Consider the following 24,096-nt stretch of genomic DNA (forward strand, 5'->3'; position numbering starts at 1 on the left):
GTATAGAAGAAAGCTCTCAGCACATGTTGAGTGTGTATCTTTGCTCGTAAAAGCGTAAAAACCTTGGAACGAAAGGGGTTAAGAAAAGCCTTGATTTGCAAGGATTTTTCTTATGTGCTAGGGAAGTATCAGAGTGAGAAAATTTTTGGAGCGAGTAGAAGTGATAGGTAGAAATTATCTAATCCCATTTTCATTCATCCTGTGAGTATGTGTTTACTTTCATTGAAAAGGAGTTTTAAGGGAAATAAACATAGCTAACGGCCACGAATAAATTATTGAAATGCTTCTTTTACTACCATGATTTTCTGTTCCGAATGTGGTTTAGCATTTGGTAGAAAAAATTGGACTACAAGTCGAGGTAAACGTAAAGTCTGGCAGTGTAACAATCGTTAGGACAGATTGACTGTCAGAATAACCATATTGATGAAGAAACGCTAGAGAAAGCCGTAGTAATGGCTGTAGTACTATTGAGTGAGAACGTGGATCTATTGCATGGAAAGTGGAATAAGATTCTGGAAGAAAATCGTCCACTAGAAAAGTATTAAAGTATGAAGTTGGCTGATATTATAAACAAGATTTTATGGGAATTCAATTCGTATGAGATGTGTCAGGTGGTGGACAACATAACAATTGCGGAGGATGGGGAGATAAGCGTAAAATTTTTAGAAGGAACTGAGGTAGACTTATAGAAAATATAGAAGGCTGTAATGGATGTGTGAAAACACTGTGGTGACAGTCTTCTTTTCGTTTTTTGTAAAATAATAATACTAATAGAATAGATTAACTATATTTAGAAACTTTTAAAAATGATGAATACTCAGAGAACAATTGATGTTTTATATATTTTAGTTGACAAGTATCATAAGAAGTAATGAAGGTAGTAATAAAGTAAATATTGCTATCCGAACCAGGAGTTTTATGTTATAATTAGGTTGAGGAATTTCGATAGATTATAGAGAGGAATGCTTATGACAGATTATTATTTTGAAAATGTTGATGATTTAGTACAGCATTTGTTGTATAAATTTAATGAACTATCTCCATTGAAGTTACAAAAAGGTTTATATTTTTTATTTGCATTTTACTCTGGAAATTATCAGAATTCAGAGGAAGATGGTGTTAGTGAGTCAAATTATGAATATCCGAAATATTTGTTTGATGCAAACTTTGAGGCATGGACATATGGCCCAGTAATTAGGGAAGTGTATTCAAAAAATAAAGCAGAACAATATGTTCCAACAGAGTATGATTTTGGAGTAAGTTCTGTAGATAAAGAAATAAAGAATTTTATTGATGATGTGTTCGAAATGATATTAGAAAAATCAGATTTTGCTCTGGTTGATAGAAGTCATGAAGACAAAGTTTGGAAAGATGCTATTTCTAAAGGAAAATCTTCAATTATGTTGAAAGAAGATATTGCAAATGAGTACCAAGAAATTTTCCAATGTGTGGGGTAACAGTTCCACCAAAACTAGTGCTAAAAAATTTAATAAGGCTTTGAAGTCTAGCAAGGCCTTGAGGAGCAACAGGATATCATCATCTACTGCACTTACCGCAAGTACTAGTTCTAACTTTAGTTTTTATAGTTCACAAACTTTAACCTCTAAGAAATGTCATGAGGAAGAGTTTACTAATTTTTTGAACGAGGATGAACTTAGTAATTATAAATTAAGGATGTTTCCAATACTAGATGAACCTAATAAAATGGCTTCTGCAAATTTTAGAGAGTATTCCGTAACATTAGATTCACGTATAAAAAAGATTATGCTTGAATATATGACAGATGTCGATTTTGAAAATCATAAGGACGATTTTATTAAATTTAGTGTTTTAGATTATTTTGATCAAGTAACACAATACAGGATATTTTTGTATAAAGATTTAGCTAAAGATAAGTATATTGTCTTTTTGGTTGATCCACTTCACTTAGTTATTCCTGACAAAGTTACCAGAGATGCAAATACTTATAATAGAAATGAGAGCAATACTATTTGTATAAGTACTTTACACAATAAATGACTTATTATTAGTAATGATTCTAAGTTTTGATGTCTAAACCTAATATTTTAAAATGCTATTGCAAGTGCCGTAGCATTTTATTTTATGAATCGTTTCAAAGTATCATATTAAATCTAACCAGATTTATTTCGTTCCATAATATAGGTAAGATCTATCAGCACATGTTGAGGCAGTATCACTGCTTGTACGAGCTGAGGCATCAGCGAAGTAGAAGCAGATGTTCTGCCCATGGGATAGCTGTCGTAGAGTAAGGAGTTTACGACGAAACGATACGGTTACAGCGAACCGCAAAGTGTGTATCTTTGCTGTTAAAAGCCTAGAAACCTGTAACAAAAGGGATAATCAAAAGCCTTGATTGTAAGGCTTTTTTGCATTTTCCAATAAAGAACTTGACATTATTAGTTACTTCCACTACAATAGAACTACATACCATCGGTATGATAGAAAGGGACTAAAATGGCAAGGAATAGAAACTCACATGAAACTAGAAAAAAAATACTAGAGGTCTCTAAAAACTTATTTTTAGAAAAAGGATTTGATAATACGTCAATACAAGATATCATAGATGGCTTAGGAGGATTAACGAAAGGTGTCATTTATCATCATTTTGAGTCCAAATATGATATACTGCAAACGATTATTAGCGAAAATAATCAAGAAATTTTAAATTATAATTGGAGAGGAAATACTGGATTAGAAAAGATACAAAATTCTTTGATGGACTCTTTCTCTAATTTTGAACACCAAAGGCTCGTATACTCTGCCTCAATCATGCTAAGAAGTCCACGTTTGTTAGGGGAGCAGTATCTAGGTCTATTTTCTGATTTTTTACCCGAAATTAGAGAAAAAGTTTACGAAGGAGTTGAAGATGGGTCTATTAAAACAGAATATCCAGAAGAGCTAGCAGATTTAATTGTTTTAACTCTAAATATTTGGATTGGTTTTCAAATTTCCGTTTTTTCATTAGTAGAATTAAAGAGCAAAATGAATTTCATTAAACTTACTTTTGAAGGTCTAGGGGTACAGTTAATTTCTGATAAAATGATGGAGGTGATTTTCAACTTATTCGATCACTTAAAAAAATAGTAAATAAGTCGTCGCATGACATTCTTGTTAATACTCATTTCTATTTATGTATTATCAATTGAATGAATTATCTTACATAATTTATAATTAAAAAATAACATACTTTAAGTGTGTTATTAAAAATCTATTATACATACCGTAGGTATGTTTGTTTTTAACATATCCATACCGGTAGTATGTATATTGACATTGTCTGAAGAATAAGCTTATTTTTAAATATTTGTCGAGATTAGTCTGAATAGTTTATTCTTTATTTACGCTTTGGAGGAAATAATCTATGTTGTCGCTTATTAAAATTGAATTAAATAAAGTTTCTAAATCTAAATTATTTTTAGCCTGGTTGTGTACTATATTTATAGTGTTAGGTATTACAGCAATCATTATTATGGGTTTAGGTACTGACAATAAACTAGGAGAATTCATTGGACAGGATTCTAATGTTATTAGAATTACTGGTAAATGGGAAGGTTGGGCAATTGTAACTTCATTGTTTTCATCTTTATTTACAAAAGCAGCATTTTTGATTTTCGAATCTTATTTATTATCTACGATTATTATTGATGAATTTAAACGAAGAACAATTTTTCAGTTGTTTTCTTACCCTATTTCTAAAATAAAGTTACTTTGGGGAAAAATTATTTCAGTCATCCTAGTAGCAATTATTGCCCATTTTTCTGCACATTTAGTGATTCAATTATTCATTAGATTCATGGCTGTTGTAACTGAATCTAGTTATATCCCTGTAGCTAGTCAATTAATTAACTTAGCTGGAATAACGTTTGCGGCAGTACTAATAGGGTTACTACCATTTGTTTTAGGTATGATTAAGCATTCAACAGCTATAACAATGCTTACAGGACTTGGTTTAGCAACATTACTTTCAAATGTAAGTCCAGGAAGTTTATCTAATAATATTGCTGATAACTTATTCTTTTTGATATTTGCAAGTTTCATAAGTTTAATGATTACTTCATTTTCAATTTTTAATATTTCAAGACAAGATTTTAGTACCAAGTAGCATACCTGAGTTTAATTGAAGGAAAGTGAGAATTCCTTGATGATTTCTATAAAAAAAGAGACTGTATAAGTTAGTATTTATGCTCCGGGAGAAAAATTCTTGCGTTTAAAGCTGGATATAGAAAGAGAGATAGAAATGAGAAATATTGTTGAAATAAAAGAAGTTTTTAAAACAATTGATAAAGAAGAAATTTTAAGTGGTATCAACCTTCAAATTGCTGAAGGAGAAATCTATGGTTTTTTAGGACCGAATGGTGCTGGAAAAACAACGTTAATGAAATGTATGTTATCCTTATCAACAATTACATCAGGTAGTATTGAAATTTTTGGGAAAAATCTACACGAACACAGAGAAGAAATCCTAAGTCAGATTGGAAGTATTATTGAATCACCAATTTTTTATGATAATTGCACTGCAAAAGAAATTTTGGAAATTCACGCTCAGTATATGGGGAAAAATATTACTGAATCAGATGTAATAAGAGTATTAAGAATGGTCGGATTAAAAAATACGACTAAAAAAGTAAAAGATTTTTCGTTAGGAATGAGGCAAAGGCTTGGTTTAGCTCGTGCTTTTCTAACAAAACCTAAATTGTTGATTTTAGATGAGCCAATCAATGGTTTAGATCCAATAGGAATTCAAGAAATTCGAAATCTTTTGTTGTCGCTTTCTAAGGAGCATGGAATTACAATACTAATATCGAGTCATATATTATCGGAAATTTCACAGATAGCAGATAAAATTGGTTTTATCAAAAATGGAGAAATGGTAGAACAGGTCTCTATGAAAGAGATTAGGAGAGAGAATATTAACTTAGAAGAATATTTTATGTCTCATTTTCTAAATGAAATTAAGAATTATGAGGTAGATTAAGGATGAAACAATTGATAAAGGATCATCAGAAGGCTTTTTATGCTTTCATGATATTTAATATACTGGTTCCTTTAACTAATATTGCTTTTGCTTATTCTATTAAAGGGATTATTGATAGTGGAATGTCCCAAAATGAAGATGCCTTAACTCAAGCGGTACTAGTAGGAGCTACTGTTATTTTCATCTATGCAGGACTCAACTTTATATCTCTTCGATTGAGAAATAAACTTGTTAGGCAAATCATGTCAAGATACAAAAACAAGGTGTTCCAATCTATTTTAGATAGCGATTATAGAGAATTTTCTAAGGAAAAATCAGGGAAGTTTATTTCTGTATTAACCGAAAATATGAAGAAAATTGAGCAAGATTATCTCCACCAGTATTTTAATATTTCAAAAAACCTTTCCTTAATGATTTTTTCACTCCTAGCTATGTTTATAGGTAATTGGTTTTTGACTTTATTAGTTATCATTGCTAGTGTTATTCCGATAATAATTTCAGGATTTATTGGACAAAAATCTGCCTCTCTACAAAATAGTGCTATGATTGCAGATCAGAAGTATTTAGCTAAGGTTAAAGATATTTTAGCAGGATTTCTTGTTATCAAAAGTTTTAATGTGAAAGAGTCTATCTGTGAGGATTATAGTCATGAAAGTGAAAAATTTGATGAAATAAATTTTATAAAAGGGAAATTTGATGTTTTAGCTAATGTTATTTCGCAGCTTTCAGGGATGATTGTATTTTTGGTAGCCTTTGGTGGAGGAATGTATCTTGTTTTTAATGGCCATACCACAATTGGAAGTGTAACAGCTATTGTTCAACTGGTCAATTTTGTGGTAATGCCACTAAATGAAGTTGGCATGGGAGTGAGTAAATTCCGTGAAGGTCAGGCAACACTAGATGCATTTGAGGTAAAAGATGTAAGCGAACTTCAGACTGGTGAAACGAAAGAAAATTTCGATGATGTTATTTCTTTTTCAAATATAGATTTTTCTTACCCTAATACTGAAGAAAATATTTTTTACCATTTATCTTTAAAGATTCAAAAAGGGGAAAAAATTGCAATTGTAGGAACGTCAGGTAGTGGGAAATCAACTTTGCTCAATCTATTGCTGAGTTTTTACGATGTAACAAGTGGATATATTTCAATTGATAATCAGGATATACAAGCTATTTCAGCAGAGAGTCTTTATAACTTAATGACTATTGTTCAACAAGACGTTTATATCTTTGATGATACTTTAAGAGCAAATATTACACTTAATCAATCCTTCACTGATGAGGAAATAAATCAAGCTGTACAGCAGTCAGGTCTGGAAAGTTATGTTTTAGAAAATGAATCTGGTCTACAAACTTTATGTGGAGAGAATGGCTCAAATCTATCTGGCGGACAAAAACAAAGACTTAGTATTGCGCGTGCCTTAATTCGAAAAACACCGATCTTATTATTGGATGAGGCTACCTCATCTTTGGATAATCAAGTAACTACTGAAATTGAAAATTCAATCTTGGATATTCAAGATTTGACTGCACTTGTAGTAACCCACAAGTTGAATGAGAACATTTTGAAAAAATACGATAGAATTCTCTTTGTGAAAGCAGGCGTCATTGTTGAAGATGGTTCTTTTTGTGACTTGATGGATAGGAGAGGTGAGTTTTATAAGTTGTTTGAGTTGAGTGTGTAATTCTCTTTCATTTTATAGTATAATTTTATAAAACACTCTATCACTTTCGTTCTATAATATAGAAGTTTGCTATCACGACACGTTGAGTGCGTGAGCTTGTTGGTAAAAGCCTAGAAAGCTTGGTATGAATCAATAATGAAAAGCCTTGATTGTAAGGCTTTTTTTGTGTTTTTGTGATAGAATATAGTTAGTTATAAAGCGAGAACAACTAAGAAACAGTAAAAAAATATTAGATATAAATTAATCAAGATGAGGAAGATAAAATGACAGAAATTGACAAAAAGAATTTAAAAAATTTTCTTTATTGTACATTTGGAATTACTTATATAGCTTGGGGGATTCTTGCCATCTTTACGCAATCTCATTTTTGGGGATTAGAAACATTTATAGGGAGAATGTTACATATAGTAGGTGCACTTGGTCCAGCTATTGCAAGTGGCTTTTATTTGAAAAGGAATAATATAAAATTTCAACATTTTCTATTTAGTAAGAAAGGAAAAAGTAGTATTTATTTCATTATTCATTTGTTAGCAATTTTGATACTATTTTCTGTATCGTCCTTAGAATTAAATGGAGTATCCATTTATCTGATGCCATTATTCTTTATACAACTAATTTTTTTTGGTGGTGGACATGAAGAATTAGGATGGAGAGGAATATTACAGCCGTTACTTGATAAAAAATATACATATTGGCAATCTAATTTGATTGTAGGATCAATTTGGGGAATATGGCATCTGCCTTTATGGTTTATAGTTGGAGAAAGTCATCAAGGATTTCCTTTTATTTTATTTTTTATATATACATTATTTTTAAGTTTTGTTTTAGGGCTTCTTTACCGTCAAACGAAATCTGTGGGATACTGTATATTATTTCATGCGTTCGCAAATTTGTTAAATCTCTATTTTGTGTTAAAAATTAATGTTATTTTTATTATCATTTTTATTGCTTATTTAATTTATACTATATTGGCTAGTAATAGAATTAGTAAGGAAAAGAATTTGTATCTAAAATAAATGGATATACTCTAGAAAATGAAGATGATTTTGTTCAAGGTAATAAAGAAGAAATAACGAATATTTATATGAAAGGCTTAGAGTAAACATGAGTCTCTTATTTGAAGAATTTAAAACCATTTGTTTCCATTTAAATCGAGTCGGAATTACACCGACACTGATGGGGTCTTTGGGATTGGAGTTTAGAACGAAAGAAAATTGGGGGCCGTCTGACATTGACATTCATGTGCCTGGTGACCCTAGAGGTTGGGAAGCACCTGATCATCTAAGAATTTATGACTGGGACAAGATAATGAAAGTGATGAAAGACTTAGGCTACGTCTTAATAGATATTCATGAGCATGAATTCCAAAAGGATCGAGTGAGTGTTGAATTTGGAAGTATCGATTCCTTACCTGATTTTGCAGGAGTTTCGGAATCGGATATAGAGCTTATTCACATTGAAGGCATCACTTTTCGTCTTCCAAGTCTGGAGCAGTATCTAAGTATTTACAAAGCTTCTTCTCAAGACTCCTATCGAAATGAACAAAATAACAATAAGGATTTTAAAAAGATCGAGTGGCTGGAAAAACATTTGTAAATTATCATATGAAAAGTAGTAAGTTGTAAGACTGACTGCTATGTTATTTTTATTGGTTATTTAATTTATACGATATTGGCTAGTAATAGAATTAGTAAAGAAAAAAGATTTTAAAATTTAGATCAGGATACCCATTATTAAAGGTAACATTCTATCTAGATAATCGATGTTAGAGATTGTCTGTTTAAAGTGGTATCACAGCTTGTTCAAACAGATTAAACAAAGATGTAGCTAGGAATGTCTTACAGTAAGGAGTTTAAATATGAAATTCCATGAATTTGGTGATAAGAATTTGCCTTCTATCTTGCTGATACATGGCGGTGGCAGTTCTTGGTGGAATTATCTTCGTCAAGCACGGATCTTATCGGAGAAGTATCGTGTCATTCTACCCACCTTGAATGGCCACGGCGAAGAATATCAACTTGATTATGCTTCTACTGAAGATTCTGCTTTGGAGATTCTGGACTATATCAAAGCAAACTGTGGTGGGAAATTGTTTGCAATCGGTGGTGTTTCACTTGGTGGTCAAATTACTATGGAGCTTTTGTCAATAGACAGAGATATAGCTGAGAAAGCCATCATAGATGGAAGCCTCTGTATTCCTCAACCAAGGTTGGCTAAAATCAGTATTTTTCTGGTACGTCTATTTGGCAAACTAATAATTAGTAAATTCTCTTGCAAACTTCAGTTAAGCATGATGAACAAACTCTATCCTAAACTCGCTTATCCAGAGGAACTAAAAGATTATTATTTGGAGGATCTGCCAAGGACGCCTATCAAAACATTGGTGACCATTTACAAAACCTATATGGGGCATTACAAGCTAAAGGATACGATTTCTGTTAATAAGGCGCAGGTTCTTTATATTTATGGTGAAAAAGAATTGAACTGTGTGAAAGCATCAGCGAAATTATTTCAACAACTGCATCCAAATACGATTTTGTATGAAGCTAAGGGCTATAACCATGGCTATTTATCAGCTTACCTGCCTCAAGAGTGGATTAATTTGGTGGTGCCATTTTTAAAGAGTGATTCATTGGAAATGTGTAATGAATCTGATATATCATAAGGAGGAATCTGATGCTAGGAGCAATAGTTGGAGATATTGTTGGTTCAGTTTATGAATGGAACAATATTAAAACGAAGGATTTTCCCTTGTTTAGGGATGACTGCTTTTTCACAGATGACACGGTGATGACCTGTGCTGTGGCGGAAGCAATCATGAATGGTGGACAGAAGGATGACTTCATTGATGCCATGAAGAAGTATGGCAGAATGTATCCAAACGCGGATTATGGTGCCAGGTTTAACCGGTGGCTTATGACCGACAACCGTGAGCCTTACAATAGTTTTGGGAATGGTTCTGCGATGCGCGTTTCTCCGTGCGCTTGGGTAATGGAGGCTACAACATACGAGTTACCGTCCGAGGGAAAACGTCTGGCGAAACTTTCTTCAGAGGTGACGCATAACCATCCAGAAGGAGTTAAAGGAGCTATGGCTACAGCGGATGCGATTTATATGTGCCGTTATTTCTTCGATAGTAATAACCCTGCGGAGATTAAAAGACGCGTTAAGGAACATATCGAGAAAGAGTATGAATATGACCTTTCTAAAACGCTGGATGAAATTCGTCCTACGTATCGTTTCAATGAAACGTGTCAGGAGACCGTTCCTCAAGCCATCGTTGCATTTTTAGAGAGTACAGATTTTGAAGATGCAATTCGAAATGCGATTTCTCTTGGTGGGGACAGCGACACTCTTGCTGCAATCACAGGAAGTATCGCCGAGGCAGCTTATGGAATTCCTGAGTGGATCAAGGACAAGGCCTATAGCTATTTAGATGAGCCTTTAAAAGAGGTGCTCAGACGATGGGAAGAAACGTTTGTAATAAAATAATAGATAGGCGTTATGCGGACCGATACTGAATGAAGGAGGGTTATCGATGGTTATATTAGAATTGTACCAAAACAATTATTCAAAGGATTTAGTCGTATTTGAGACAATAGAAGAAGGGAAAGAATTTGTAGCCAAAATACCTGGATATACTTTAGAAAAAGAAGATAGTTTTGAAGTGGAGTATTTTAATCCAAAAAATCTTCCGGATTATATGGAAATTGTCTTCAATGGAAATATTGTTCCTTTATCTAGATTTTCGTTTAATCCTGAAGAAAATGTGGATATTATTTGGAAAGAGATTTCGAATCTATCTGTTAAAAACGATAAAGTAATCGAAGGCGCTACAAAAGTAGATGCCTATGTCGTTAACAACGGTGAAGTGAAAACCTATGTCGAAGCCAGAGAAGCGAAATTCCGTAAGGCAAAAGCATTCTTAGAAAGCAAAGGATATGAAGTCGATAGAACCTTTTTTGGAAGCGAAGACGGCGAAGCGATTGTCTACAGAAAAAAAGACGCCGAAGATTGGCACTTCTTATGTCACCTAGATCCTTCTTTTATAGAGATTAAAGATGTAGAGGGATATGTGAAAGAAGCAATGGAAGAGATGCAATAGTCAACCAAAGTCCGTTTTGAGTTGCTATCACGTCTTGTGTGAGCTGATTGACCATCAAATAGTAAACCTTTAACATTTCTAGTTTCTTAAGGAGAAATATCGATCATGAAAATGGAAATAGGGAAAACCTATCTTGTAAAAAAAGATATTTTTGGTTTAAAAAAAGATGAACTTTGGACCTTAGTTGACAAGGGTTATCAGGCTTATTATGGTGAACATAATTTCGTATTTGTCAATGATGATAAAGTGAAGGTATTTGCAGTTTTACAAGATAGTTCAGAAGAAGATATACAAATTTACCATCATCTGGATGACTATCTTGAAGAAGTCGCTCATGAGAGTTTCTAGAGGATGTGAGTTGCAAATTGAAAATGCCTACTTTTAATTAAGCTTAGACCTAATTAATCAATTTAAGTTAAGAGTTTATATTTGAAATAGAGTCTTCATAGAGACTTTTTCGTTATAAAAAAACTAGACTGAAACCACGGTGAAAACCGTCTGGTTCAGTCTTTTTTTCTGTTAATGTAGTATAATAAAAGGTGTAAGAATTCTATTTTTTAATAGGATTTTTCCAAGAATGAAAATTCTTCTAGAAAGAGGAGAATCATGAAGCAATCACTTGAATTTTTAAGAGAAAGAATCACCGATAAGATGCCCTTAGAGGAAATGGTAGCAATCTTTGAAGACTTGTGTCGTGAGCCTATTGAGGATGAGATGATTTTATTTGAAACAGGGACATTTACAGCTATATCTGATAAGCCAATGTTTCAACTATCGTTGGTAAGGCAAGCTCCAAATGAAGATGAAGAGTTTTATCAAGTTCACCTCGATATTTTCTATGAAGCATGTCAAGAGAATAAAATATTTCATGAATCGATCTGGGATGAAGATTTAGAGGAAAATATCTTTGATTACATTAGAGCTTCAGAGGTGTTTGCCTATGCTAAAGAGCAAGAATACCAAGCAGTCAAAATTTATCTGGAAGAAACTTAAGAATAGGTAGTAATATGTTTAATTTTTTTAAGAAAACAACACACAAAAAACTTGAAATCAATCTCCACAACAATTCAATGATTATTAACGGAACCAGCTTATCTTTTCCTTTGTCCTTGCAAGATATTGAAGCTGTATTGGGAAAGCCTGACCAGGTTGTCAAAAGAGATAATAAGTTTATTAAATACATTTATGACAATATTGGTATTGTATTTGAACATTCTTTCACGATTAAAAATCATTTAAAAAAATCTAAAACATACATTGATGAGGAACATTTGATTTCTACTGTTTTCCTCTACTATGGCGATGTTGTAAAATCTATGACTGGAGAGAAAGAATTGCCAAAGCAACCATGTCAAGCTGTGGTATTAACAGATGGAAAATCGCCTTATTTCTTTTCTGATAGGCATAGAGTAGGGGATTTTAACCTTATTTTATGGACTCCTTATGGAACTAATTTTAAAGGAATTGCAGAGACAATCACAGACACACTTTCTATTTCCTTCTTTCCAGAGATAAAACGTGAACGGGAAAGCTACAAGTTAAAAGAAACTGACGAAGAAGTGCTTTCCTTTAAAAATATAAATTTTAAACTAGCCATTATCCAGGTTTTAATGTATGATTTAGAGGTTTTGAAACCTGTTTTTAATATTTTTGACTTTGCAGAGGAAGTCAGTGAGTTGAATATCGATACAGAAAGTATGGAGATTATTCAGCCAGCACTTGATTATATGATAAATCTTCCTCTACCTAAGAAATATGCTGAACAAGTTCAAGAAATCGATATGGATGGAGGTAACGAGATTTACATGAATCTGATACCTCAGTGGGACGGTGAAGATGATAGTTTCGATCTAAATGAAATTAGTCTTAAAGAACTGCAACAGTTTCCAAATCTGAAGAAAGCGACAATTATGACTAGTAATTTTAAACAAGTTGAGGATATTTTTAAGAGTCAAGGAATAAAAGTAGAACTGCTATAAACGTCCTTTTTAACTAGATTTAATAAATTCTCTCAAGAGGGAGTGCCAAGGATACTAGTAGCAAGCATTCTACTCTACATGATTTTTAACATTGAAAACTTAAGAATTTTAAGATTTAATATTAATGAATTATTAGGCGAGAGAACAATCTATTTAAATTCAGGACATCCAATTTTTAATTTTAAGAATTTAGTTATATAATGACATAGTATTAAAAAGCTATATTGAAACTTATTTTTTTATAGTTAGGTTGTAAGGAGAATAATAAATGAAAAAAATTATGGTAATCATCAATCCAACATCTGGAGGCGAAAAAGCCTTGGATTATAAGGTAAAACTGGAGAATAAAGCTAGAGATTTCTTTGAAGATGTGGAGATTAAAATTACGGAGAAAGCGCAAGATGCCACAAACTTTGCAGCAGAAGCTTCTCAGGAGCGATATGATGCTGTTCTTGTTTTTGGTGGAGATGGGACTGTCAATGAAGTAATCTCTGGTATCGCTGAAAAAGACTACATTCCTAAACTCGCGATTATTCCAGGAGGAACTGGAAATCTCATTACAAAACTATTAGAAATCAATCAAGATATTGATGGTGCTATTGACGAACTCGATTTTAATTCTACGAATAAGATTGATATCGGAAAATCAAATGGGCACTATTTCGGATACATTTTTAGTATTGGTTCACTGCCAGAAGCTATCCACAACGTTGGGATAGAGGATAAAACGAAGTTTGGTATGCTTGCCTATGCGATTAATACCATGAAGTCTGTTGTAACAGATCAAGCGTTTAATATTACTGTTGAGACAGAAAATGGAAATTATATTGGCCCGGCCAGCCATGTCTTGGTTCTCCTTACCAATTATTTCGCTGATAAAAAAATCTTTGATGAAGACAAGGATGGTTATGCCAATATTTTGATACTAAAAGATGCCTCAATCTTTACTAAATTGTCAGTTATCCCTGATTTATTAAAAGGGGATGTCGTCGTAAATGATAATATCGAGTATATGAAAGCTCGTCATATAAAAATTTCATCTGATTCTGAATTAGAAACGGATGTTGATGGTGAAAAATCTGATGACCTACCAGTAGAAATCAAGGTGCTAGGTCAGCATATCGAAGTCTATTCTCAACCTAAAGAATAAGATTTTTAAACTTTGACAAGTCTTTTTAACGATATTTTTTAATAAAGGAAAGCCTATGAAAATTAAAAAATTAGCAACTGTTAGTCTTTGCTCAACACTTCTTTTGACCATAGTAGCTTGTAGTCAAACTCAAAAGACTTCTGATAGTACTGCTGAAACTTCAGTGACTCAATCACAGTCGAATCAGGTTTCCTGGAGAGCAACTTATAGCAATTTGAACAATCAACCGAGTGCAGAAGAAGTTCGGAAAGCCTTGGCTGCACATTTGGATAAAGATAGTGTCGATGCATTTTTAAACCTTGTCAATGATTACAACGCAACTGTCGGCTCAGTAGGCTTAACTGGGGATTTTTCTACATTTACCAAAACAGACTATGATGTTGAAAAGATAAGCAATCTTTGGACACCTAAAAAGGGTGATTTTGTCGGTACCAACTGTCGTATTAACAGTTATTGTTTATTGAAAAATTCTATTGAAATTCCTAAGTTAGAGAAAGATGATTCCCTTTTGTTTGTCGATAATGATGCCATTGATAAAGGAAAGGTCTTTGGTGCAGAAGACAAGGATGCTTTTGATATTTTATTCTCAAGAGTCAAGACCGAAGCAACGACAGATGTCAAAGTTCATGCTGCAAAGATGGAACAATTCCTTTCTCAATTCAAGTTTAACGAAAATGCTCGAATGCTCTCCGTAGTCGTTCATGATGACTTGGATGGTCAATCCCTCTTTATTGGGCATGTCGGTATTCTTGTACCAAGCGAGGGTGGCTATCTCTTTGTTGAAAAGTTAACCTTTGAAGAGCCTTATCAAGCCATCAAATTTGCGACCAAGGAAGATTGTTACAAATATCTAGATACAAAATACGAAAACTATACAGGAGAAGGTCTAGCTAAACCATTTATTATGGATAATGATAAGTGGGTTCAATTTTAAGGGAGTAGACATTATGGATGCATTGTTTGGACTGATAGTCTTATTCCTAATAGGGGTATGGGCTGTTTGGGTTATTAAAGGAAACCAGCAGAGACCAAGAAAAAATGAAAGGTTTATTGGTTATATCAATCGATACGATGAAGATGGAGAACCTTACCAAGCGGAGATTTGGGAAGTCAGTGAAGATGAGGAGTAGACATATGGAATTACAAGATTTTACAGAAAAAGAACAAGAAATGATTAAAAAGGGACTAACTTTCTCTAAACTTAGCGATAAGGAAACAACCGATAAGATTATCGCTCTAATCCCTCAAGAATACATTAAGCGTATTCCATTTTTTGTTAGAAAACATGCGATTACTCGTACTGTCAAAAGAATTTCTCTTGAATATCCAGAATTATACGCTATTGCTGAACAAGATGGCCAACTTCCAGAAAAAGAAGCTCAAGAATTACGACAAATTCTTACAGATATTTTCCAAGAAAAAATGAATAAGCATAAAATCAAGTAGGAGCGCGTAAACGCTCATCTATTTGATTATATGCTTACTAATGACTAAAGCTAACACTCCATCATTCCCACATGCTATGCTGGGCTCTGACTCCATAGCTATCAATCGAACCATCTGAATTGAACTTGGATTCAATACGGTACCTTTTCCAGAGGTCGTAATCTGCTGTTTGAATGGTTAGGATAAAGTTGTTATCTTTATCAGAGACATTATAATCAGCTGGATTGACTTCAAAGATATCGATTAATTTTCGTGTTTGAAAATCTTGGAGCTTGAGATTTGCTAGCTTGACATGATTGATGGAAATTTTTTCTAGTTGTTTGCTATCCTTAGGTGTTCTGTAATAGGTGATGACGCAGTTTTTGAGTTGATCAGTATCTTTACCTGTGGGAGTAAGGATCATAAAGCCATAGGACTGATTATCTCGCTTGACTTCTAAAAGCTGACCGTAATAGAAGTGGTCGTTTTTGGGATTGGTGATGGAACTCTCTGGATTTTTATCTTCGAAGCTAAAGCCTTGGTCCAAAAGCTCGGAAGCCTTGGTCTCACCGATAATGATAGTGGTATCTTGAATGGTTACTGGAACAGGTTGAGCTGGAAGGCCACTCATCATCATGCAAAACATAAAAACATAACTCGTTAAAAAAGCTGTCCCGATAAAAGCGTTGGTTGATGCATAGACATGACTGTTCTGAAAGTTTTTTCTTATAGCTAGTATAACAAATTTGCCAATACTTTTTAAAACCATACTAACAAGTACGATAAAAAATTGTTTTTTCAAACATTCATAAATGGCTTGAGGAAAGCTATTACCATGATAGTAGAAGACAGCCAATACGAGTAGATTTACGATTAAATAGATTAGCAAGAACCAATGAATCTCTTTAAGGGCATTAGCATCAGTGATTTCTTCATAGTCGACGTGAATTCTTCCTTGAATAGCATGGCCAAGTTTATAAATCCATTTGGGAATGTCTTTGCCTTTTTTAACCGCAACTACAAGTCTAATATAGAGATAGATAGTAAAGCACAAGGATAGAAAGAAAAGAGCATAAAAACCCAAAACAATACTAGTGAACATTACTACTTCCCCCGTTTTTCAATTGCTAGAGAACAATTTTGTTAGCTCCATTATAGCATTTTCTAGAGAAATAGAGCTAGAAATATCAGCAGTTTCCTTAAAGATAAATAGATGAGAATCATTGCCATTTAAGCTTTACCGATTGTGCTGATAGAAGGCTGCCCCTTCTTCTTAATGGTTTTATTGATTGGGGATTGGACATTAAAGAGAAAGATTAGATTTGAGAGAGAGCGTAAAGGAGTAGAGAGCCATGGGTAGAACGGTGATTATAGGTACTTTAATAGTTTTTTCAATCTTTAATCTGCTACTCGGTCTGGGTTTTTATCTCTTTCTAAAAAAGAGGAAAGAGAATGGGCAGTCATTGTACGAAACTACAGTAAATCAACAAATTCGAACAGAAAAACTGGGTCTAGGAGAGATTTTGGTCTACCTGTCCCTGATTGCAATAGCAGGGATCTTTGCTTTTCAGACCTTAAATAGAGGCGGTGTGGGGAATTCTATTTTAGCCAAAATGATCCTCCTACCTGCTATAATGGCCCTTTTCAATGCAAGAAAAAGGACTGGAAAGTCTTTACTTGCCCTCCTTATAACCTTGATGGTCTTTCTAGTAGGAGTCATGTTTAATCTCACGATTGGTTTCCCACCTCAAGCACCGATTTTGCAAATTAATGAAAGTAAAATCATTTTAACAGAAACCAAAGCAAGCGATCTGATGGAAGCTGGATTTGATATCTATGTAAGACAGGGTGATGGTGGTAGCGACTACGAAGACCTCCTGACAGATAGCAATTTCCAAAAGTATTCAGGAGATAAATCAGTCACTATCGAAAAAGGCTTCAGACTTGATAGCAATGCAGTTCCTTACGCTCCCTATCTCCTGGCAAAAGATGGCATAGTACTGGGCAGTATATCCTTTTACGGGGCAGAAGATAAGGAAGTGGTTCTAGAAGATTCTAAGGTTATTCAGATTCGATTTAATAAGGATAGCATTGAAGCAGCCAAGCAACATTCTATCACTTTCAAGTTAGATGAACTCGACTTGACTAGTCGACTTGATATCCCGCTTGTTCAAGCAACTTTTAAAAAGCATCTATGGTCAATCCCCCCATCAAATACAAGTGATGTCACTCAATTGTGGTATGGATTACAGTGGTCAAGTAACAGTGACTCTCTATTTTGGAATGAGTATTACAGCCTTATCCATCTAGATGAAAATTATTTGATGACTGATTTTGAACTAGCTGCGAAAGTTGCGCGTGATGAGTAGATAGAATTTTGAATTGTTGATTATGCTTACGGATTCATTAAAGGAACTAGTTGACTTAGTTCCTTTTCTTGATTATTGAATTAAATTTAAAACGATTTCTATTTTGAAGTTAATTAGATTTCACGAACAAAATATTAAATTATTTTAAAAAGTTCTAAAAATACTTTACAAGTCTCTGAAATCATGGTATAGTAATGAAGCTTAGAAAATGAGATGATGTTTTCTAGCAAATATAAACCCGAGTAAAAAATGCCTACGGACAGGCAGGGTTGAATGCCGAAGCGTGGTTGAAAAGCCGCATTATTGATAGGGTTAAAAGCCTACTTTTATAAGTTGATGTTAGGACATTCGTCCTAATTCGTAAAGATTTGTTAGTGTGGTGAAAGCACACGTCATCTTGTGAAACGATCAATAAAGTACGTAATATTTGCTACTAGAGAGTTAGGAAACATCAGGAACAGACATACTCAAAAGAAACAAACATAAACACGTCAGTAGATTGTAGAGCAGGTGCCAACCTGCTCTTTTTTCATAAGTATCCTTTAGAACCTTGCATTGTTAAGGTGTAAAACTATGGTAAAGGAGTATGTCTCTATAATGTTAAATCAAAACCAAGCTCCTATTTATGAGGGACTGGTCAAGTTACGAAAAAAAAGAATTGTACCTTTCGATGTACCTGGTCATAAGCGTGGTCGTGGTAATCCAGAATTAGTGGAACTTTTAGGGGAAAAATGCGTTGGTATTGATGTCAATTCTATGAAGCCCTTGGACAATCTAGGACATCCCATTTCGATTATCAGAGAAGCAGAAGAGCTAGCAACAGAGGCTTTTGGTGCTGCTCATGCCTTTTTGATGATTGGTGGGACAACTTCATCCGTGCAAACCATGATTCTTTCTACCTGTAAATCCGGTGATAAAATCATCCTTCCACGAAATGTCCATAAATCAGCTATTAATGCTCTCGTTTTATGCGGTGCTATTCCTATCTATATCGAGATGAGTGTGGATCCAAAAATCGGTATTGCTTTGGGGCTTGAAAATGAGCGTGTGGCGCAAGCTATTAAGGACCATCCGGATGCCAAGGCTATCCTGATTAATAATCCAACCTACTATGGGATTTGTTCAGATCTTAAGGGACTAACTGAGATGGCTCACGCTGCAGGAATGAAAGTCTTAGTAGATGAAGCCCACGGTGCCCATCTGCATTTTACAGATAAACTTCCTCTGTCTGCTATGGATGCAGGAGCAGATATGTCGGCTGTATCCATGCATAAATCCGGTGGCAGCTTGACTCAAAGTTCCCTTCTTTTAGTTGGCAATCAGATGAATCCTGAGTACGTACGCCAGATTATTAATCTGACACAGTCAACATCAGCATCCTACTTGCTAATGGCCAGTCTCGATGTTTCTCGTAGAAACCTAGCCCTTCGTGGTAAGGAATCCTTTGAGAAAGTTATTGAGTTATCTGAGTATGCTCGTCGTGAAATCAATGCCATCGGTGGCTACTATGCCTACTCAAAAGAATTAGTAGATGGTGTCTCAGTTTGTGATTTTGATGTAACCAAGCTGTCAGTGTACACTCAGGGTATTGGCTTAACAGGTATCGAGGTTTATGACCTCTTACGAGATGAATATGACATTCAAATTGAGTTTGGTGATATAGGCAATATCTTAGCCTACATTTCGATTGGTGACCGTATCCAAGACATTGAACGCTTGGTCGGTGCTTTAGCTGATATCAAGAGACTCTACTCGCGAGATGGGAAGGACTTGATTGCTGGAGAATATATCCAACCAGAGTTGGTGCTGTCTCCTCAGGAAGCCTTCTATGCAGATAGAAGAAGCTTAACATTGGACGAGTCCGTTGGCCAGGTCTGTGGGGAATTTGTCATGTGCTATCCTCCAGGTATTCCAATCCTAGCGCCAGGTGAACGGATTACACGAGAAATTGTCGATTATATCCAATTTGCCAAAGAACGTGGTTGTTCCCTCCAAGGAACGGAAGATCCAGAGGTCAATCACATCAATGTTATTGAGAGAAAGGAGAACTAGATGGATTTATGGTTTTCTGAAGTTCATACTCCAGATGTGAAGTTAACAATGAGAACAGCCAAACAGCTTTATTCTGGTCAAAGTGAATGGCAAGATATCGAAGTTTTAGACACACCAGCTTTTGGAAAGATTTTGATTTTAAATGGGCATGTCTTGTTCTCAGATGCAGATGATTTTGTCTACAACGAAATGACAGTTCACGTTCCTATGGCTGTCCATCCAAATCCAAAGAAAGTCTTGGTTATTGGGGGTGGTGACGGTGGTGTTGCCCAGGTTTTGACTTTATATCCTGAATTGGAACAAATCGATATTGTAGAACCAGATGAGATGTTGGTAGAGGTTTGCCGAGAATACTTCCCAGATTTTGCTGCAGGACTTGATGACCCTCGCGTCACCATTTACTACCAAAATGGACTGAGATTTTTGAGAAACTGTGAAGATGATTACGACATTATCATTAATGATGCGACAGATCCATTTGGCCATACGGAAGGACTCTTTACCAAGGAATTTTACGGCAATAGTTACCGTGCTCTCAAAGAGGACGGAATCATGATTTATCAGCATGGTAGTCCCTTCTTTGACGAAGATGAGTCAGCTTGCCGAAGCATGCACCGCAAGGTCAATCAAGCCTTTCCAATCAGTCGGGTCTATCAGGCCCATATTCCAACTAGCCCAGCTGGCTATTGGTTGTTTGGATTTGCATCGAAAAAATATCACCCTGTCAAAGATTTTGACAAGGAAGGTTGGAAAAAACGCCAGCTTTTCACAGAATACTACACTGCAAACCTACACGTCGGTGCCTTTATGTTGCCCAAGTATGTAGAAGACATTTTAGAAGAAGAGGAAGGAAAAAAATGAGTCGTTTATTAGTTATTGGATGTGGGGGAGTCGCCCAAGTTGCTATATCAAAGATTTGCCAAGATAGCGATACTTTTAAAGAAATTATGATTGCTAGCCGTACCAAGTCAAAATGTGATGAATTAAAGGCTAAATTAGAAGGCAAAACAAGTACTAAAATTGAAACAGCTGCTCTTGATGCTGACAAGGTAGAAGAAGTCATTGCCTTGATTGAAAGCTACAAACCAGAAGCTGTTTTGAACGTAGCTCTACCTTATCAAGACTTGACCATCATGGATGCTTGTTTGGCAACAGGTGTCCACTATATCGATACTGCCAACTATGAGGCTGAGGACACAGAAGACCCTGAATGGCGTGCTATTTATGAGAAACGTTGTAAGGAACTTGGTTTTACAGCCTACTTTGACTACTCATGGCAATGGGCTTACCAAGGTAAATTCAAAGAAGCAGGTCTGACTGCCTTGCTTGGTTCTGGTTTTGACCCAGGTGTAACAAGCGTCTTTTCAGCTTATGCACTCAAACATTACTTTGACGAAATCCACTATATCGATATTTTAGACTGTAATGGTGGTGACCACGGTTATCCATTTGCTACTAACTTTAACCCAGAAATCAATCTACGTGAGGTTTCTGCACCAGGTTCTTACTGGGAAGATGGAAAATGGGTAGAAGTCGAAGCTATGTCTATCAAACGTGAGTATGATTTCCCTCAAGTTGGTCAAAAAGACATGTATCTCCTCCACCATGAAGAAATCGAATCATTAGCAAAGAACATTCCAGGTGTCAAACGCATTCGCTTCTTTATGACTTTTGGCCAATCTTATCTAACTCACATGAAATGCTTAGAAAACGTTGGGCTCCTCCGTACAGATGCTATTAACTTTAACGGACAAGAAATCGTACCAATCCAATTCTTGAAAGCCTTGCTTCCAGATCCTGCAAGCCTTGGCCCACGTACTGTTGGTAAAACAAATATCGGATGTATCTTTACAGGCGTCAAAGATGGAGTTGAGAAGACAATCTACATTTACAATGTTTGCGACCATCAGGAGTGCTATGCAGAGGTTGGTTCACAAGCCATTTCTTACACAACAGGTGTTCCTGCCATGATTGGGACAAAACTAGTGATGGATGGTACATGGAAAAAGCCTGGAGTTTATAACCTTGAAGAGTTGGATCCAGACCCATTCATGGAAGCTTTGAATACATACGGTTTGCCATGGGTTGTGGTTGAAAATCCACAAATGGTGGACTAATGAAATTAGAACAAGTACCAACGCCTTCTTATATCATTGACTTAGGAAAATTAGAAGAGAATTGCCGCATTCTGCAAGAGGTTCAGGAAAAGGCTGGCTGTAAGGTTTTGCTAGCTCAAAAGGCTTATTCTCTCTATAAAACCTATCCCTTGATTAGTCAGTATCTGTCAGGTACGACGGCTAGTGGACTCTATGAAGCCAAGTTAGCTAGAGAAGAGTTTCCGGGGGAAGTCCATGTATTTGCGCCTGCTTTCAAGGAATCAGATATGGAAGAGCTACTGCAAATATCTGATCATATTGATTTTAACTCAGAGAGACAACTTCGAAAGTATGGTCAACGTTGTCGTGAGGCTGGTATCAGTGTGGGTCTTCGCATCAATCCTCAATGTTCAACGCAGGGTGACCACGCGCTTTATGATCCTTGTGCTCCTGGCTCTCGTTTTGGAGTGACTTCAGACAAGATACCAAGTGATTTATTGGAATTGGTTGACGGACTTCATTTTCATACCCTCTGTGAGCAAGGGGCAGATGATTTACAAACGACTTTGAAAGCAGTAGAAGACCAGTTTGGAGCTTATTTGCACCAAGTTAAATGGCTCAATATGGGTGGTGGACATCATATTACGAGAGATGATTATGATGTGGACTTACTGATCTCTGAGATTAAACGTATTCGAGAAACTTATAACGTAGACGTCTACATTGAACCTGGAGAAGCCATTGCCCTTAATGCGGGCTATCTAGCGACAGAAGTCTTGGATATTGTTGAAAACGGGATTGAGACCTTGGTGCTAGACGCCTCGGCAAGCTGCCATATGCCAGATGTTCTTGAGATGCCTTATCGTCCCCCATTGAGAGATGGATTTGAAGCGCAAGAAAAACCTTATACTTATAGACTCTCTTCAAATACTTGCCTGACAGGGGATATCATTGGGGATTACAGCTTTGAAAAACCGATTGAAATTGGCGATCGTCTCTATTTTGAAGACATGGCTATTTACTCATTTGTCAAAAACAATACCTTTAACGGCATTGGGCTTCCAAGTTTGTATCTCATGGATAAAGAGGGTAAGTGCAGTCTAGTCAAAGCATTTGGCTACCAAGACTTTAAGGAGAGATTATCATGATGGACAGCCCAAAGAAATTAGGTTATCGTATGCCTGCAGAGTATGAACCCCATCATGGAACTCTCATGATATGGCCTACTCGACCAGGTTCTTGGCCATTTGAAGGAAAGGCCGCTAAAGCTGCTTTTAGCCAGATTATCAAAACGATTGCTCAAGGGGAAACAGTTTACCTTTTGGTGGAGCAAGACTATCTATCTGAAGCACAATCTTATCTTGGAGACAATGTTGTTTATCTAGATATCCAGACAAATGATGCCTGGGCTCGTGATACAGGTCCGACCATTCTTCTTAATGATAAAAGGGAAAAGTTGGCGGTAGATTGGTCTTTCAATGCCTGGGGTGGTTCTGTTGACGGTCTTTACCAAGACTATGAAGCAGATAACCAAGTAGCCAGTCGCTTTGCAGAAGTTTTAGAGATACCTGTTTATGATGCCAAACCTTTTGTACTGGAAGGTGGAGCTATTCATAGTGACGGTCAAGGAACCATTCTTGTCACAGAAAGTTGTTTGCTCAGTCCTGGTCGTAATCCTCACCTGACTAAAGAGGAGATTGAAAAGACCTTACTAGAGAGTCTTGGTGCTGAAAAAGTTATCTGGTTGCCTTATGGTATTTATCAAGACGAGACAAATGAACACGTCGACAATGTTGCTGCCTTTGTTGGTCCTGCTGAGGTTGTTTTAGCGTGGACGGATGACCAAGATGATCCTCAGTATGCCATGTCTGCAGTAGATTTAGCTCTTTTAGAGAAGGAAACCGATGCAAAAGGCCGGAGTTTCACTATTCATAAACTTCCAATCCCAGCAATTCATCAAGTAGTTACAGAGAAGGATTTGCCGGGCTATACTTATGAAGAAGGGGAAGAGGAGCGTTATGCTGGTGAAAGACTAGCAGCTTCCTATGTGAATTTTTACATTGCTAATAAGTCTGTATTAGTGCCGCAATTTCAGGACTCTAACGACCAAGTGGCCCTGGATATTCTGACACAGTGTTTCCCAGACCGTGAAGTCGTAGGAATCCCAGCAAGAGATATTCTATTAGGTGGTGGAAATATCCACTGTATTACCCAACAAATTCCAGAATAGGAGAAAAAG

25 protein-coding genes and 1 pseudogene are annotated in these 24,096 nt (G+C 35.6%); 25 read left to right on the plus strand and 1 reads right to left on the minus strand.

Going from position 1 to position 24,096, the window contains the following annotated elements; all coding sequences use genetic code 11:
* Window positions 1–279 precede the first annotated feature (279 nt).
* The 19 genes and pseudogenes from M1F91_RS09135 to M1F91_RS01330 all read left to right on the plus strand — a co-directional run.
* Window positions 280–689 (plus strand): annotated as a pseudogene (locus M1F91_RS09135) (zinc ribbon domain-containing protein); the annotation flags it as partial.
* 279 nt (window positions 690–968) lie between these two features.
* A complete protein-coding gene (locus M1F91_RS01245; protein ID WP_247912291.1) occupies window positions 969–1,457 on the plus strand; it encodes a type II toxin-antitoxin system antitoxin SocA domain-containing protein in 489 nt (162 codons plus the stop codon).
* Complete coding sequence (locus M1F91_RS01250) at window positions 1,423–2,019, plus strand: hypothetical protein (protein ID WP_247912292.1); 597 nt, start codon at window positions 1,423–1,425, stop codon at window positions 2,017–2,019. The genes M1F91_RS01245 and M1F91_RS01250 overlap by 35 nt, the downstream gene beginning before the upstream one ends.
* A gap of 456 nt (window positions 2,020–2,475) precedes the next feature.
* Entirely contained in the window at window positions 2,476–3,105 is a 630-nt protein-coding gene (locus tag M1F91_RS01255) for a TetR/AcrR family transcriptional regulator (RefSeq protein ID WP_247912293.1), read from the plus strand.
* Between the two features lie 277 nt (window positions 3,106–3,382).
* Window positions 3,383–4,123 carry an ABC transporter permease gene (locus M1F91_RS01260; protein WP_247912294.1) on the plus strand — a complete coding sequence of 247 codons (741 nt, stop codon included), beginning with the start codon at window positions 3,383–3,385 and terminating at the stop codon, window positions 4,121–4,123.
* 135 nt (window positions 4,124–4,258) lie between these two features.
* On the plus strand, window positions 4,259–4,996 hold the full coding sequence (locus M1F91_RS01265) for an ATP-binding cassette domain-containing protein (protein WP_247912569.1): 738 nt from the start codon (window positions 4,259–4,261) through the stop codon (window positions 4,994–4,996).
* Between the two features lie 2 nt (window positions 4,997–4,998).
* Window positions 4,999–6,681 carry an ABC transporter ATP-binding protein gene (locus M1F91_RS01270; RefSeq protein ID WP_247912295.1) on the plus strand — a complete coding sequence of 561 codons (1,683 nt, stop codon included), beginning with the start codon at window positions 4,999–5,001 and terminating at the stop codon, window positions 6,679–6,681.
* A gap of 263 nt (window positions 6,682–6,944) precedes the next feature.
* Window positions 6,945–7,697 (plus strand): CPBP family intramembrane glutamic endopeptidase, encoded by a 753-nt coding sequence (locus M1F91_RS01275; protein ID WP_247912296.1) that lies wholly within the window; start codon window positions 6,945–6,947, stop codon window positions 7,695–7,697.
* Window positions 7,698–7,785: 88 nt separating this feature from the next.
* Window positions 7,786–8,277, plus strand: a complete 492-nt coding sequence (locus tag M1F91_RS01280; RefSeq protein WP_247912297.1) for a nucleotidyltransferase — start codon at window positions 7,786–7,788, stop codon at window positions 8,275–8,277.
* 262 nt (window positions 8,278–8,539) lie between these two features.
* Window positions 8,540–9,346, plus strand: coding sequence for an alpha/beta hydrolase (locus M1F91_RS01285; protein ID WP_247912298.1), 807 nt, complete (start codon window positions 8,540–8,542; stop codon window positions 9,344–9,346).
* An 11-nt stretch (window positions 9,347–9,357) separates the two neighbouring features.
* Window positions 9,358–10,173 (plus strand): ADP-ribosylglycohydrolase family protein, encoded by an 816-nt coding sequence (locus M1F91_RS01290; protein ID WP_247912299.1) that lies wholly within the window; start codon window positions 9,358–9,360, stop codon window positions 10,171–10,173.
* A gap of 46 nt (window positions 10,174–10,219) precedes the next feature.
* Window positions 10,220–10,786 carry a hypothetical protein gene (locus tag M1F91_RS01295; protein ID WP_247912300.1) on the plus strand — a complete coding sequence of 189 codons (567 nt, stop codon included), beginning with the start codon at window positions 10,220–10,222 and terminating at the stop codon, window positions 10,784–10,786.
* A 105-nt stretch (window positions 10,787–10,891) separates the two neighbouring features.
* Window positions 10,892–11,134 carry a phosphohydrolase gene (locus M1F91_RS01300; protein WP_247912301.1) on the plus strand — a complete coding sequence of 81 codons (243 nt, stop codon included), beginning with the start codon at window positions 10,892–10,894 and terminating at the stop codon, window positions 11,132–11,134.
* Between the two features lie 258 nt (window positions 11,135–11,392).
* Window positions 11,393–11,779, plus strand: coding sequence for a hypothetical protein (locus tag M1F91_RS01305; protein WP_247912302.1), 387 nt, complete (start codon window positions 11,393–11,395; stop codon window positions 11,777–11,779).
* A 14-nt stretch (window positions 11,780–11,793) separates the two neighbouring features.
* Complete coding sequence (locus tag M1F91_RS01310) at window positions 11,794–12,765, plus strand: hypothetical protein (RefSeq protein ID WP_247912303.1); 972 nt, start codon at window positions 11,794–11,796, stop codon at window positions 12,763–12,765.
* 268 nt (window positions 12,766–13,033) lie between these two features.
* Window positions 13,034–13,915 (plus strand): diacylglycerol kinase family protein, encoded by an 882-nt coding sequence (locus M1F91_RS01315; protein WP_247912304.1) that lies wholly within the window; start codon window positions 13,034–13,036, stop codon window positions 13,913–13,915.
* A 55-nt stretch (window positions 13,916–13,970) separates the two neighbouring features.
* Entirely contained in the window at window positions 13,971–14,849 is an 879-nt protein-coding gene (locus M1F91_RS01320; protein WP_247912305.1) for a DUF4300 family protein, read from the plus strand.
* A 13-nt stretch (window positions 14,850–14,862) separates the two neighbouring features.
* Window positions 14,863–15,045, plus strand: coding sequence for a hypothetical protein (locus tag M1F91_RS01325; protein ID WP_004252868.1), 183 nt, complete (start codon window positions 14,863–14,865; stop codon window positions 15,043–15,045).
* Between the two features lie 4 nt (window positions 15,046–15,049).
* Entirely contained in the window at window positions 15,050–15,361 is a 312-nt protein-coding gene (locus M1F91_RS01330) for a hypothetical protein (RefSeq protein ID WP_247912306.1), read from the plus strand.
* Window positions 15,362–15,422: 61 nt separating this feature from the next.
* Here the strand turns inward: M1F91_RS01330 and M1F91_RS01335 are convergent, their stop codons facing one another.
* Window positions 15,423–16,442 (minus strand): hypothetical protein, encoded by a 1,020-nt coding sequence (locus M1F91_RS01335; RefSeq protein WP_247912307.1) that lies wholly within the window; start codon window positions 16,440–16,442, stop codon window positions 15,423–15,425.
* 250 nt (window positions 16,443–16,692) lie between these two features.
* Here M1F91_RS01335 and M1F91_RS01340 point away from each other — a divergent pair, with 250 nt between their 5' ends.
* The 6 genes from M1F91_RS01340 to aguA all read left to right on the plus strand — a co-directional run bounded on the left by M1F91_RS01340 (window position 16,693) and on the right by aguA (window position 24,087).
* Window positions 16,693–17,709, plus strand: coding sequence for a hypothetical protein (locus M1F91_RS01340; RefSeq protein WP_247912308.1), 1,017 nt, complete (start codon window positions 16,693–16,695; stop codon window positions 17,707–17,709).
* 597 nt (window positions 17,710–18,306) lie between these two features.
* Window positions 18,307–19,761: an aminotransferase class I/II-fold pyridoxal phosphate-dependent enzyme gene (locus tag M1F91_RS01345; protein ID WP_247912309.1), complete on the plus strand. Its 1,455-nt coding sequence runs from the start codon at window positions 18,307–18,309 to the stop codon at window positions 19,759–19,761.
* Window positions 19,762–20,622, plus strand: a complete 861-nt coding sequence (gene speE / locus M1F91_RS01350) for a polyamine aminopropyltransferase (protein ID WP_223338447.1) — start codon at window positions 19,762–19,764, stop codon at window positions 20,620–20,622.
* Complete coding sequence (locus M1F91_RS01355; RefSeq protein WP_247912310.1) at window positions 20,619–21,878, plus strand: saccharopine dehydrogenase family protein; 1,260 nt, start codon at window positions 20,619–20,621, stop codon at window positions 21,876–21,878. The genes speE and M1F91_RS01355 overlap by 4 nt, the downstream gene beginning before the upstream one ends.
* A complete protein-coding gene (gene nspC / locus M1F91_RS01360) occupies window positions 21,878–23,005 on the plus strand; it encodes a carboxynorspermidine decarboxylase (protein ID WP_247912311.1) in 1,128 nt (375 codons plus the stop codon). The genes M1F91_RS01355 and nspC overlap by 1 nt, the downstream gene beginning before the upstream one ends.
* The gene (gene aguA, locus M1F91_RS01365; RefSeq protein WP_247912312.1) at window positions 23,002–24,087 is read left to right on the plus strand and encodes an agmatine deiminase; all 1,086 of its coding nucleotides are present in this window, start codon (window positions 23,002–23,004) and stop codon (window positions 24,085–24,087) included. The genes nspC and aguA overlap by 4 nt, the downstream gene beginning before the upstream one ends.
* Window positions 24,088–24,096 lie beyond the last annotated feature (9 nt).

Origin of the sequence: Streptococcus sp. oral taxon 431 (assembly GCF_023110115.1) — a bacterium.
Lineage (GTDB): Bacteria > Bacillota > Bacilli > Lactobacillales > Streptococcaceae > Streptococcus.

Coding starts and splice junctions, on each gene's coding strand:
- speE (WP_223338447.1), top strand. CDS start 19,762: ATGGATTTATGGTTTTCTGAAGTTCATACTCCAGATGTGAAGTTAACA.
- M1F91_RS01305 (WP_247912302.1), top strand. CDS start 11,393: ATGAAGCAATCACTTGAATTTTTAAGAGAAAGAATCACCGATAAGATG.
- M1F91_RS01320 (WP_247912305.1), top strand. CDS start 13,971: ATGAAAATTAAAAAATTAGCAACTGTTAGTCTTTGCTCAACACTTCTT.
- M1F91_RS01285 (WP_247912298.1), top strand. CDS start 8,540: ATGAAATTCCATGAATTTGGTGATAAGAATTTGCCTTCTATCTTGCTG.
- M1F91_RS01310 (WP_247912303.1), top strand. CDS start 11,794: ATGTTTAATTTTTTTAAGAAAACAACACACAAAAAACTTGAAATCAAT.
- M1F91_RS01345 (WP_247912309.1), top strand. CDS start 18,307: ATGTTAAATCAAAACCAAGCTCCTATTTATGAGGGACTGGTCAAGTTA.
- M1F91_RS01315 (WP_247912304.1), top strand. CDS start 13,034: ATGAAAAAAATTATGGTAATCATCAATCCAACATCTGGAGGCGAAAAA.
- M1F91_RS01355 (WP_247912310.1), top strand. CDS start 20,619: ATGAGTCGTTTATTAGTTATTGGATGTGGGGGAGTCGCCCAAGTTGCT.
- M1F91_RS01275 (WP_247912296.1), top strand. CDS start 6,945: ATGACAGAAATTGACAAAAAGAATTTAAAAAATTTTCTTTATTGTACA.
- M1F91_RS01250 (WP_247912292.1), top strand. CDS start 1,423: ATGAGTACCAAGAAATTTTCCAATGTGTGGGGTAACAGTTCCACCAAA.
- M1F91_RS01265 (WP_247912569.1), top strand. CDS start 4,259: ATGAGAAATATTGTTGAAATAAAAGAAGTTTTTAAAACAATTGATAAA.
- M1F91_RS01335 (WP_247912307.1), bottom strand. CDS start 16,442: ATGTTCACTAGTATTGTTTTGGGTTTTTATGCTCTTTTCTTTCTATCC.
- M1F91_RS01290 (WP_247912299.1), top strand. CDS start 9,358: ATGCTAGGAGCAATAGTTGGAGATATTGTTGGTTCAGTTTATGAATGG.
- aguA (WP_247912312.1), top strand. CDS start 23,002: ATGATGGACAGCCCAAAGAAATTAGGTTATCGTATGCCTGCAGAGTAT.
- M1F91_RS01295 (WP_247912300.1), top strand. CDS start 10,220: ATGGTTATATTAGAATTGTACCAAAACAATTATTCAAAGGATTTAGTC.
- M1F91_RS01330 (WP_247912306.1), top strand. CDS start 15,050: ATGGAATTACAAGATTTTACAGAAAAAGAACAAGAAATGATTAAAAAG.
- M1F91_RS01300 (WP_247912301.1), top strand. CDS start 10,892: ATGAAAATGGAAATAGGGAAAACCTATCTTGTAAAAAAAGATATTTTT.
- M1F91_RS01280 (WP_247912297.1), top strand. CDS start 7,786: ATGAGTCTCTTATTTGAAGAATTTAAAACCATTTGTTTCCATTTAAAT.
- M1F91_RS01245 (WP_247912291.1), top strand. CDS start 969: ATGACAGATTATTATTTTGAAAATGTTGATGATTTAGTACAGCATTTG.
- M1F91_RS01260 (WP_247912294.1), top strand. CDS start 3,383: ATGTTGTCGCTTATTAAAATTGAATTAAATAAAGTTTCTAAATCTAAA.
- nspC (WP_247912311.1), top strand. CDS start 21,878: ATGAAATTAGAACAAGTACCAACGCCTTCTTATATCATTGACTTAGGA.
- M1F91_RS01325 (WP_004252868.1), top strand. CDS start 14,863: ATGGATGCATTGTTTGGACTGATAGTCTTATTCCTAATAGGGGTATGG.
- M1F91_RS01270 (WP_247912295.1), top strand. CDS start 4,999: ATGAAACAATTGATAAAGGATCATCAGAAGGCTTTTTATGCTTTCATG.
- M1F91_RS01255 (WP_247912293.1), top strand. CDS start 2,476: ATGGCAAGGAATAGAAACTCACATGAAACTAGAAAAAAAATACTAGAG.
- M1F91_RS01340 (WP_247912308.1), top strand. CDS start 16,693: ATGGGTAGAACGGTGATTATAGGTACTTTAATAGTTTTTTCAATCTTT.